We start from the raw sequence: 11358 nt of genomic DNA, 5'->3' as shown, positions 1-11358 counted from the left end.
CCCGTGGCACCTGTTTGACCAGTAGCTCCAGTTTGTCCTGTGGCACCTGTTTGTCCAGTGGCTCCAGTTTGTCCTGTAGCACCAGTTTGTCCTGTGGCTCCTGTTTGTCCAGTAGCTCCTGTTTGTCCAGTAGCTCCAGTTTGTCCTGTAGCTCCTGTTTGTCCTGTGGCACCTGTTTGTCCTGTGGCTCCCGTTTGTCCAGTGGCTCCAGTTTGTCCTGTAGCACCCGTTTGTCCTGTAGCACCTGTTTGTCCCGTAGCACCTGTTTGTCCTGTGGCTCCTGTCTGACCAGTAGCTCCTGTCTGACCAGTAGCACCTGTTTGTCCTGTAGCTCCAGTTTGTCCCGTAGCACCTGTTTGACCAGTGGCTCCTGTAGGTCCTGTAGGTCCTGGTAATCCAATAGAACCTATTATAGTAACAGTACCATCCTCTGCGGTATACGTAAAAGTTCCATCACCATTATCTTCTAATGTAGAAATAGTTTCTGTTACACTACCTCCACCATTAGATAATGTTATTGTGTTACCAGTTTGACTTAAAATTTGAATTTCATTAGTAGGATCTGGATCTGGATCATTTATAAGGGAAGTTAAGTCTACAGATCCCCCATCTTCTAAAGTTAGAATATTAGTCACTGGGTCAAAACTTAAAACTTGATTGTCATTACCGCTACATAAGCTTGTCCAGCTATTATTATTGTATTGAAAGATACAATTGTCGTCTGTATTGTAAATCAATGCTCCATTTAACGGAGTCATTGCATTCATTTGGGTAGTATTAATTCTTGTTAAGACAAAAGCTTTGTCTACGCTTTCTAACTCCAATATAGATGAAGCATCTATTTGATTGGGGTTATCTCCAACTTTTACCTGAGAATAAACTTGGGCTAATGATGAAAATATACATATAAAAATAAGTAATTTTATCTTCATAGGCTGTAGGAAGTTTCTTTTTTAAAAGAGGTTTTACCTTCTTTTTGTTGGGGTTATGACGTAATTTAACTTTTTTATAATCAAGTGCTTATCTTTGCTAAAATAGATAAGTTGCTAATATATTAATATTTTCTTAACTACAAAAATACACTTTTTATTCGATTAAACGCATTTTTTTTCGATTAAATGCTGTTTTTTTTAAAAAATTTGTTTTTTACAAGTAATTGTTAATCAATGCTAATCGTGTGGTTTTTTTAAATTCATAAAGGGGAGTTATTATAAATGTTAAAAATAATTATTTTTTAGTTTTTATTTTTCAAGAAAACTAATACATTTGCCCAACGAAAGCGGGAGTAGCTCAGTTGGTAGAGCGTCAGCCTTCCAAGCTGAATGTCGCCGGTTCGAACCCGGTCTCCCGCTCGAAACCTATCTTTATGATAGGTTTTTTGTTTTATATTAGTTATCTTTTTACTTGAATTCATATATTTCGCTATATAAGTATTGTTTTATTAGTTAGTAAAGGCTTTTTAAATTAGTCTAATGCTTACAAAAGCTAAGAAAAGATGTTCTCGTAGTATTTTATTTTTGTTTAGTTTAGAAAAACTGTTAATGTTTCTAACACCATTTTGATGAAAAAAAATAGCATTAATATTAGTTTTTGGTTGAAGTTTCTAGGATTCTTTTTATTAGTTTTTTTAATTTATAGAGTTGGTTGGGAAGAGACTTTATTGTCAATTAAAAAAGTTTCAATTATTCATATCATACTTGCATTAGTAATTCTATGGCTTGCTTTTTTTATAAAAAGTATTAGATGGAGAATTATTTCTAATTCTTACGGAATAAAATTCGGAACTTGTAAAGCCGCTAAAGTATTTTTTATAGGGCTTTTTTTAGGGAATATTACACCAGGAAAACTTGGTGACTTTGGAAGGTTGTTATACATTAAGGATGATCTGCCTAATCAAAAGATAGGGTGGTCGAGCCTAATAATGGATAGGTTATTTGACTTGTTATGTTTATCCTTTTTTAGTTTTTTAGCTTTTATTTATTATCAGTTTGTTTTTCAGATTTTGAAATTACCGAAGGAATATGGATTGGTTGTTTTTTGGTTGGTATTAGGAGTTATATTTTTCTTTATAATTTTGAAATATAGAAGGAAATTAAAGAGCAAAATAAAACCTTGGTGGGATGCGTTCAATTCACATGATCTAGGGTTTATAAAGAGCTTTTTAAGTTTTGCTCTTACTGTATTTAGCATGATTTTGATCTATGGGGTCTTTAATTTTATAGCTTGGGCTATGGAAATTGATATAGATCATGTTGGCTTGTTTTTAGGCACTTTTATATTAGGTATTTTAAGTTTACTTCCAATCACTGTCTTAGGTATAGGAGTTCGTGAGACTTCTCTTGTTCTTATTTTTCAATTATATCAACTTCCAGCAGAAGATGCTATAGCTTTATCGCTTATAATTTTTTTACTTCAACTTTTGTCATTCATACCAGGAGCAATATGGTTCTATTTATCTCCGATTGAATTGAAAGAACTAAAATTTTCGAAAGACAGTTAGATTACTTAGAAAGTCTTTCATTATCCTGAATGTCCATCCACATGGCAAACAGAAAAGACTGTACTCCTGATATTGTTAGGAAAATAAATATGATTAAATAATCGGTTGGAGTTTTAGAATCTGGAATAAAAAAGTTCATTAATAAATGATAAAGAAAATACATGTTGATTCCAAGTATTATGAATGAAGCCCAATACAATAAAAATAAAGGATGAAAACTACGGTATAGATACTTAATTTTAAGTCTTTTGAAGAAACATCTAATTAAGAGAAATAGGATAGGGAATGTAACTTTGATAACACTTAGTTTTGATTGTTCCCCAACACCATAGACTGGTTTTATTTTAACTTCTCTGATCGTACAGAACGCTATATTCAGTTTTACCAAAACATCATTTGGCATTCCGTATCTTTTATAAATATCGTATAATGGTATAGAATTGAGTGCATTATTTGACATTGCTGTATATCCACTCTGAGTGTCAGAAATTCCCCAATATCCTGAAACGATTTTAGTTAAAATACTTAGAATTGAATTTCCGAAAAATCTAATTCTTGGAATAATTACCCATGCACTTTTATGAATTAATCTATTTCCTTTTACATAATCAATATTTTCATTAATTACGGGGCTGCATATAGATTCAAGCTCATTAGGGTCCATCTGTCCATCTCCATTCATAACAACAGAGCAATCAATATCGTGATCCTTACACCATTTATATCCAGTAGCAACAGCAGCTCCAACACCTCCATTTTTTTTATGCTTTATGAGAATTATTTTTTCTTCATCAGGATTATGATTTAGAATTTCAATAGGAGTAAACTTTTTTACTTCTTCTTGGTTTTTTTGATGCACCTCTATATCAGCTTGATTATAGATCGTAGGAGGGATGGTTTTTTTTAGGTTTGATGTGAGTTTGAGGGGAGAAGTATTATCCTTTTTTATATATTCCAAAACAACATCAACAGTATTGTCTTTAGATACATCATCAATAACGATGATACGATCAACAAAATCAGGCATACTGTCAATAACCATAGATATTTGAGTTCCTTCGTTGTAACAAGGAATAACTACACCAATTGTTTTGTTATTAAGCATATTTCATTAATTTTTAATATTATTAGTAGCCCATTTAAGGTTATTTCTAGCTATTTTAAAATCAGGATTTATTTTTAATGCTGCTTCGCATGCTGCCGCACCTAATTCCCATTTTTGCATTTGGTTATATGCAGAGCATATGTTGTTATAGGCTATAGCATTATTTGGATCTATTTTTAAAAGATTTTTACAAACTGAGATTACGGATTGGTAATCTCCTTTTTTATAAAACTTTAAGCTTAATTCTATATATAAATCTGGATTTGGTTGTTTTTTTATTTTTTCTTGTAATGTTTTAATTTCTTCTTCTGATTCTTTTGTCTTGTTGGAAATAGAATTTAATAATTGTTTTGATTGAAAGTGGTTGGGGCTTTTTAACAAAGCCTTTTTTAAGAGACTTTCTGCTTTATCATATTCATTTTGATTTACGAGATATCTCGCATAGAAATATTCTGGATCCGGAGAGCTTATATTAAATTGTAAAGCAGAATTGAAATATTTTTCTGCTTTAGAGTAATTTTTTTTTCCGCTATAAGCAATTCCTAAATTAATATGGATCAGACAATAATTAGGCTCTATTTTATAGGCGCGATTAAAATATTCTATGGCAGCATCGTAGTTTCCTTTCTCCATATGGTTTAATCCATAATTCATTAAACCTCTTGCGTTGTTTGGGCTTTTTTGTACAACATCCAGCCATAATGATTCTTTTGAATCCCATACCTTATTTCTTTGAATTGTTCCATATGCGTGAGCAGTTAATAACAATATCGCAAATGTTAGTATGTAAGTAGAGATGTAGTTTTTCTTTTCTACAGATGATATGTACTTGTGAATTAAAAGAGCTACAGTCCAAGGAATGCCTATGAAAAGACCAATAAAAGGAAAGAACATCCTATGATCATTAGCTATCTGAAATAAAGGGTTTATTGAAGTTGGTAATAAAGCAATAAAAAACCAAGCTATACCAAATGATATAGGTCTTAATTTTTGTTTTAGAGCAGCTTTTATCATTAAAAACACCATTCCAGAGATCACTAAAACTCCTAATAGAATCCTTGTATCATACCAAGGTTTAATAATAGCAATGTCGGGATCTGCACTTAGTTTTAAGGGAAGAATGAAGTTTCCTAAATAATGAATGATTACATAACATTGTGTGCTAATGTATTCAAATTTTGTAACAAAGTTATTTGTAGAAACTGTCGATTCCGGTGTTAGATAGAATTGATTAAAAAGGAAAAGTGAGGAGCCTATAATAGCTGTGGGAGCAATCTTTTTTACAATTCTTAAAATTTTTTCTTTTGTATTAATTTTGAAATGATCGATTATCGAGTACTCTTCAAATAAAATGATATAAATTAAAAGTATAGGAAAGAATATAACTCCTGTTTGTTTAGTCCATATGCCTATAATCATAGTAACCAGATAGAGATGCCATTTTTTTCCTATGGGATGTGTATAGAGTAAAAGAGATGTGACTACGCATAAGGTTGAAAAGGAATCAGAACGGGCGCATATATAGTTTATAGTTTCTGCATTTGCTGTATGGAGAGCAAACCAGGAAGTGGCAAAAATAGCAACCACTTTAATTCCGAGAATTTTAGTTCCTGATTTCTTATACAAATGTTTTATTAAAACATACACTAATACAATCAAGACTAAATACCAAAAGAAAATATGATAGTGAAAAACATTTGATTTTAAACCTCCGGCTGCATTATAATCAATGGCATTCATTAATGTAATCATAGGTCGGTATGATCTATTTGCAGGGAGAGAACTGAACGTATCTGCATTGGTAAAAAAATCAGTCCAATTATCTAAACTTCGAATAGATTCATTCGTAGAAATAGTATGTGTGTCATCAAAAAAAAATGGATTATCGAAATGATTAGCATATATTAATGAAGTGATAATAAGTATCGTGAATAATGCAATTATTTCTTGTTTTCTTGAAGTAAACATTTTAAACATATATTTCTAATTAATTTAGATAGAAGAGCAATTATTGTAATGAATTTAACAAAAGAAAGTTAATTTTTTAAACATAATGTGTTAGAATCTATATGGTAATAAAAGTATAATAATTAAGTTTTAAAATAAAATCATCATTTTTATTTTTGGCTTTATTATTAAGGGATGTTTCAAGTTACTTAAAAGTAATTATAAATTCTTTTTTTCTGAAATAATATATGTAGGTCTTTTTTTTACTCTATCAAATGTTTTTCCGATATAGGCTCCAATTATTCCAAGAATAAAAATAATCAATCCGGATAAAAACCATATAGAAATTATGATACTTGCAAAACCTAAAACCTTAATTTCTCCTATTAGATATCGGTATAAGTAGAATATGCCTGAGAGAAAAGAAATAGAGGCAATACTCAATCCCAATCGAATAGTCAACCTTAAAGGTTTGTCAGAAAAGGATATAATATTATCAATTGCTAATCGTATTAATTTACCCCAAGAATATGAAGATTCTCCTTCTTCTCTTAAACCGTGTTTGACATAAATTTTGGTGCTTTTAAAGCCTACCCATTGCACCATGGTAGGGAAAAATCTTACGTGGTCTTTCATAGAGAGCACAGATTTGATTACTTTATTGCTGTAAATCCCAAAGTTAGCGATGGATGCGTCTTGTTTACTATTAGTTAAATATCCAAATGTTTTATAAAAGATTTTTGAGGATAGTTTTTTGAAAATATTATCTTGCCTTTCTCGTCTTTGAGCATACACTATATCATATCCTTCTGTTGCCTTATTAAATAATTGAAGAATTTCTTCAGGTTTATCCTGTAGGTCGCAATCCATAACTACGATCCATTCTCCATTTGCGTGAGATAATCCAGCAGTTATCGCATAATGTTGTCCAAAATTTCTACTAAGTTTTATGCCTTTAACGTTTTTATCGGTTTTACAAATTTTATCTATTTGCTCCCAGGATTTATCTGGACTTCCATCTTCAACAAGTATTATTTCGTAATGGTCGCCAAATGATGACAAACTTTTATGCAGCCTTTCTACTAATGTGTTTACAAGGTTTTCAGCTAAATATACTGGGCTTACAATCGAGATCTTTATATGTTTCATCTATCTAAAGTGTATTCTGTAAAATTTTAAATAATATATGACGACAAACAATTTAGTTGTAATCTACAACTAAATTATTTCTTTTTATCAGTAAACTTTATTCTAAATTTTTTAAATGGTAAGATATTTTGTTTAGTTTCATCATCAATTACGTTGATAAGTTTTATTAATCCTGTTTTACACACAATTACAGGATGATTATTTTTTATAAAAATTATTTTTCCAACATCTCTATTTTCTATAACGACATCCTTTTCTAATTCTGCTTCTAAAATTCGAATTTTTTGTGATCCGTTTATATATGTAGATGCTCCAAGATATGGCGACGATACAGCATTTATGAAATTTAAAATTGAAACAGCACTTTGTTCCCAATTAATTGAATAATCATCTTCATCTCTCCATAGACTATAGCTAGCAAGTTCTTCATTTTGTTTATTTGCGATAATGGTATCTTTTTGTTTAATTTTTTCCATAATTTCCGTTACTACTTCTATGTAATTGATAGTGATCAAATCGATTGCTTTGGAAATTTTTATGGGATATTCAATTTTCGTGGAGGATTGTGTGATAAGGTCTCCTTTGTCGTACTCTTCTGAAGCAAAAATGGCACTAACTCCGATCTCTTTCTCCTGGTTTATGAGCATATTTACTAATGGGGCAAAGCCTCTATATTTTGGAAGAAGAGAATCATGAAGGATGATTAATTTAGATGAATTGCTTTTTATGAGCCATCTCCATGAAATTGCAATTGAAAAATCCGATGTTATAGAATAAGTGTCATTTCTTTCAAAATATATTAAGGCATGAGTTTTGCAAAGTGAAATTATATTTTCAGAGTAATCATTAAGAACACTTTTGTCCCTACCTATAATGACTTCAGTAATGTGTTTTTTAAAGTTATTAGTAACTAAAGAATGAAGTACTTCATACCCTTTTTTAGACATCAAATATAATGTTACGCTCATAATTAAATTTTGTGCATTTTTATTGAATTAAAAATAAGATAAATTCTAAAGAAAAATATGAATCAATATATTGTGAGTAATTACCTTGTTTTTATGCTACATAACTCTCTGATTCCTAATTAAAATTTCTATTGTTTATTCTTTTTGAGGAGAAAGGGAAATGAAATTTATATTTTTAATTTGTAAATCAAAAGATAACCAACGGAATACTTTGCCGTTTTTCTTAGTGATATGCTTTAAAATTTTTTAATATTGGTAAAAACCTTAAAAGCCATAAAATACTTTCTATATTAGAAGTTAATAATAACTAAATTGGATTTTAAATATGATTATTCCATTTAATAAGCCATATATGACTGGTGATGAGTTGTATTATATAAAAGATGCCGTTAATAGAGGGAAAATTTCAGGAAATGGATATTATACAGAAAAATGCCATAATTTTTTTCGAGAAATGATAGGATTTAGGAATTGTTTGCTTACCTCTTCTTGTACTGATGCTCTGGAAATGGCGGCAATTTTAATAGATATTAAACCAGGTGATGAAGTTATTATGCCCTCTTATACTTTTGTATCTACGGCAAATGCTTTTGTACTAAGAGGAGCAAAAATTGTATTTGCAGACTCTTATAAAGAAAACCCAAATATTGATGCGGATTCTTTAGAAAATTTAATTTCTGATAAAACTAGGGCTATAGTTGTTGTTCATTATGCTGGTGTGGCTTGTGATATGAATACTATAATGGCACTTTCAAAAAAACATAATTTATTTGTGATAGAAGATGCAGCACAAGCTATAGACTCCTATTATGAAGAAAAACCTTTGGGAAGTATAGGACATTTGGCAGCCTTCTCGTTTCACGAGACTAAAAACATAATATCAGGAGAAGGAGGTATGTTAGTGATAAATGATAAACAATTTGATAAGAGAGCTGAGATTATATGGGAAAAAGGAACTAATAGATCTGCTTTTTTTAGAGGAGAGGTAGATAAATATTCTTGGGTAGATGTAGGTTCCTCCTTCTTACCTTCAGATGTTACGGCTGCTTTTTTGTTTGCACAACTGGAAAACTTACAAAAAATCCAGTCCAGGCGAATTACTTTATGGAATAATTATTTTGAAAGCTTAAAAGAGCTTGAAGAAGAAGGACTGTTAAAGCTACCATTAATTCCGGATTATGCTTCTGTAAACGGACATTTGTTTTATTTAGTTTGCAACAGTATCGAAGAAAGAAGTGCTCTTATTTCATTTTTAAAAAAATACGGTATTCTCAGTGTGTTTCATTATTTATCATTGCATAAGAGCCCTTATTATTGTAAAGAAAATGCTGTAGAGCTTAAGAATTGCGATAATTTCGCTGATCGATTAGTAAGGTTACCACTGTATTATGAACTGGACATAGAAGATCAAAACAAGATAATTGAGTTGATAATAAGTTTTTTTAGAAAAAGATGATGTTATGGAGTTAAATTTAATTTCAAAAACAACCTATCGTAATGTGTTTATTGTTAGTGCAGTTCTGTTGGGTTTTATAATGTCTTTTTTGAGTTTTGATTATGGCCCTTTAGAGGATAATAAAATTCATCAAGATCACGGTGTTCGAATTCTTAATTACTTTAAGGGGATAGATACATTAGCAACATTGAGCCCTGTTGATGATCAGGGAAATTATTATGATGTAAATAAAGATAAGGATAGTGAATACCGCGGAATGAATGGGTTTGGTGGTTTTTTTGACTTACTAACCAATTTTTTACATCAGTTTTTTGATTCGGTAGGAGTGTATGAATTTAAAAACCTTATAAACTCATTATTTGGTTTTTTGCTCTTTTTATTTTGTGGTTTGCTAGGCAAAGAACTGGGAGGTTGGAAAGTTGGCTTGGTAAGTTTATTGTTTGTAGCATTACATCCTGTTTTTTTTGGGTATTCTATGAATAATCCTAAAGATATTCCAACTGCTGCTTTTTATGTCTTCTCATTGTATCACATTATTAAGTTATTAAAAGAACTGCCTGAAATTACGCTGAAACGTTCATTTTTTTTAATACTTAATATTTCTCTGTTGATTAATATTAGACCGTTGGGACTTATGGTAATAGGTTATCTGTTTCTAGCAGTTTTTGTATGGTGGTTGTTGGAAAACTCCAAGACAAAATTTTATCATTGGAAATCTAAAAACACGCTATTGCTAGTTAGCAAAACAATTGGTTTGGGAGTATTAGCATATTTGTCAGCTAGCATTTTTTGGCCATATGCTCATACGAATCCTTTTACAGTTCCTGTGGAGGTTTTATTTGAAATGGCAGAATTGAGAGCATTTCAAAATTTACAATTATTTGAAGGAAATTGGCAAAGCAGCTTTGATGCGCCCTGGTATTTTGCGATTAAAAACCTGTTTATCATCATGATGCCACTACATGCATTTATTGGTTTCTTTTTAATCCCCTTGTTGTATTATAAAAATAATAAACGCACCATATTGGAGGTTTCTCTAGTTCTTTTTTTCTCAATCTTTCCTATGTTAATGGTTATTATTGGTGAACCTAATAGTCACGATGGTTCGAGACAATTTATGTTTTCTGTACTTCCTATGGTTGTGTTAAGTGCATTTTCCTGGTGTAGGTTGTTTGAGTTGATTCCTCAAAAAAATATTGTAAGAGTTGCGTATATTTTTCTTGCATTGTTAATGATACAACCACTAAAATTTATGATACAATATCATCCTATGCAGGCTTTATATTTTAGTCCTATCATAGATGGTACCGCAGGAGCATACGGTAATTATGAAATAGATTATTATGGAGTTGCTGTTAGGCCCGCATTGGAATGGTTAGAAAAGAATGTTGGAGATAAAGACGACCCGCCTGGGGTACGATTGTATTATGGAAGTCAAACTAAAATTACCTCGTTTTTAGATAAAAGTTCAAAGTTAAAATACGCTCTATCGAGAAGAGAATCTCCAAAATGGGATTATTCTATTGTTATGTTAGCCGAAGGAAAGTATTATAAGGATATTCATAAAGCTAATTGGTCACCAGAGAATACAGTGCATGAAATAAAAATAGACGGAGTTCCGGTATGTTTTATTATCAAAAATAATTACCAAGCTGATAACCATATTAAAACTCTTGAAAATGAGTTGAAAACAAAACCTTCGGTTAGTGGTTATATGCAATTAAGTTTATTATATTTTGATAAAAAAGACTATTACAATAGTATTATTGCTTCTAAAAAAGTTATAGAATTGGATGTTAATAACAGTATTGCCTATAATAATATGTGTTCGGCTTATAATAGATTGAAAATGTATGATAAAGCAAAAGAAGCTTGCGAAAAATCGTTAAAAATTAATAATGATTCTCAATTAACGAAAAATAACCTTAAAGTTTCTCTTAAAGGGATTAACAGGTTAGAAAAACAGGAGCTAACAGCAAGAGAGTATCTAAGGTTAAGCTTTAATTATTATAAGTTTGGATATTTTGATAAATGTATAAATACCAGTTTAGAATTGCTTAGGTTAGAACCAGATAGTAAATATGCGTATAATAATATATGCTCATCCTATAATGCTCTGAAAAAATATGAGGAAGCTATGAAGGCTTGTAAAAAGGCTCTAGAGATAGATCCGGATTATCAATTAGCAAAGAATAATCTGAAATGGATTGAGAAGGAGTTAAAGAAATAACCA

The 11358-nt window shown here is 30.7% G+C and carries 8 protein-coding genes and 1 tRNA gene; 4 read left to right on the top strand and 5 right to left on the bottom strand.

What is annotated here, in order from left to right; genetic code table 11:
- Window positions 1-932, bottom strand: a 932-nt coding sequence (locus Q1B37_RS19575; RefSeq protein ID WP_299901546.1) for a hypothetical protein, incomplete at its 3' end; no start/stop codon positions are given.
- A 347-nt stretch (window positions 933-1279) separates the two neighbouring features.
- Here Q1B37_RS19575 and Q1B37_RS19570 point away from each other — a divergent pair.
- Window positions 1280-1352: transfer RNA gene (locus Q1B37_RS19570), tRNA-Gly, on the top strand.
- A 209-nt stretch (window positions 1353-1561) separates the two neighbouring features.
- The gene (locus Q1B37_RS19565; RefSeq protein ID WP_299901544.1) at window positions 1562-2500 is read left to right on the top strand and encodes a lysylphosphatidylglycerol synthase transmembrane domain-containing protein; all 939 of its coding nucleotides are present in this window, start codon (window positions 1562-1564) and stop codon (window positions 2498-2500) included.
- Between the two features lies 1 nt (window position 2501).
- On the opposite strand, the gene Q1B37_RS19560 is transcribed toward Q1B37_RS19565, so the two are convergent.
- The 4 genes from Q1B37_RS19560 to Q1B37_RS19545 all read right to left on the bottom strand — a co-directional run bounded on the left by Q1B37_RS19560 (window position 2502) and on the right by Q1B37_RS19545 (window position 7669).
- A complete protein-coding gene (locus Q1B37_RS19560; RefSeq protein WP_299901541.1) occupies window positions 2502-3605 on the bottom strand; it encodes a glycosyltransferase family 2 protein in 1104 nt (367 codons plus the stop codon).
- A gap of 6 nt (window positions 3606-3611) precedes the next feature.
- Complete coding sequence (locus Q1B37_RS19555) at window positions 3612-5573, bottom strand: tetratricopeptide repeat protein (RefSeq protein WP_299901539.1); 1962 nt, start codon at window positions 5571-5573, stop codon at window positions 3612-3614.
- 198 nt (window positions 5574-5771) lie between these two features.
- Window positions 5772-6701, bottom strand: a complete 930-nt coding sequence (locus Q1B37_RS19550) for a glycosyltransferase family 2 protein (protein WP_299901537.1) — start codon at window positions 6699-6701, stop codon at window positions 5772-5774.
- A 74-nt stretch (window positions 6702-6775) separates the two neighbouring features.
- The gene (locus tag Q1B37_RS19545) at window positions 6776-7669 is read right to left on the bottom strand and encodes a formyltransferase family protein (protein WP_299901534.1); all 894 of its coding nucleotides are present in this window, start codon (window positions 7667-7669) and stop codon (window positions 6776-6778) included.
- 328 nt (window positions 7670-7997) lie between these two features.
- On the opposite strand from Q1B37_RS19545, the gene rffA reads away from it, so the two are divergent.
- The gene (rffA, locus tag Q1B37_RS19540) at window positions 7998-9125 is read left to right on the top strand and encodes a dTDP-4-amino-4,6-dideoxygalactose transaminase (protein ID WP_299901555.1); all 1128 of its coding nucleotides are present in this window, start codon (window positions 7998-8000) and stop codon (window positions 9123-9125) included.
- Window positions 9126-9129: 4 nt separating this feature from the next.
- Window positions 9130-11355 carry a hypothetical protein gene (locus Q1B37_RS19535; protein WP_299901531.1) on the top strand — a complete coding sequence of 742 codons (2226 nt, stop codon included), beginning with the start codon at window positions 9130-9132 and terminating at the stop codon, window positions 11353-11355.
- Window positions 11356-11358 lie beyond the last annotated feature (3 nt).

The organism is uncultured Aquimarina sp. (genome assembly GCF_947492965.1).
Classification (GTDB): domain Bacteria; phylum Bacteroidota; class Bacteroidia; order Flavobacteriales; family Flavobacteriaceae; genus Aquimarina.
The sequence above is the reverse complement of the archived record's forward strand: the minus strand, read 5'-3'. Positions and strand labels throughout refer to the sequence as shown.